This is a genomic window from Bacillus sp. GbtcB10 (assembly GCF_019091365.1).
Classification (GTDB): Bacteria; Bacillota; Bacilli; order Bacillales; family Bacillaceae; genus Bacillus; species Bacillus altitudinis.
Map to the genome: position 1 here is coordinate 1 of NZ_JAGXJP010000232.1, position 259 is coordinate 259.

The window sequence follows — 259 nt, forward strand, 5'->3', positions numbered from 1 at the left end:
GAAATAAAGATAAAGAAAATGATTAAGATAAAGTTGTTGATTTAACAGCTTTTTATTTTACATAACACTTTGCTACAGGCAAAGTTTTGGAGGTGTGAAAAGTTTGACAAATACTAAAGAAACATCAGCTCGTGAAGCGAGAAACGCTTATATGAGAGAGTGGAGAGCAAAAAATAAAGAAAAGGTAAAGGCAACTCAAGATCGTTATTGGAAACGTAAAGCTCAGGAATTAGCTGGAAATGAAAATAAATAAAAATTG

General features: G+C 31.3%; 1 protein-coding gene. It reads left to right on the forward strand.

Annotation, left to right across the window (positions count from 1 at the left end; translation table 11 throughout):
• Window positions 1–103 precede the first annotated feature (103 nt).
• Window positions 104–253: a hypothetical protein gene (locus tag KVT11_RS20170; protein ID WP_217609180.1), complete on the forward strand. Its 150-nt coding sequence runs from the start codon at window positions 104–106 to the stop codon at window positions 251–253.
• Window positions 254–259 lie beyond the last annotated feature (6 nt).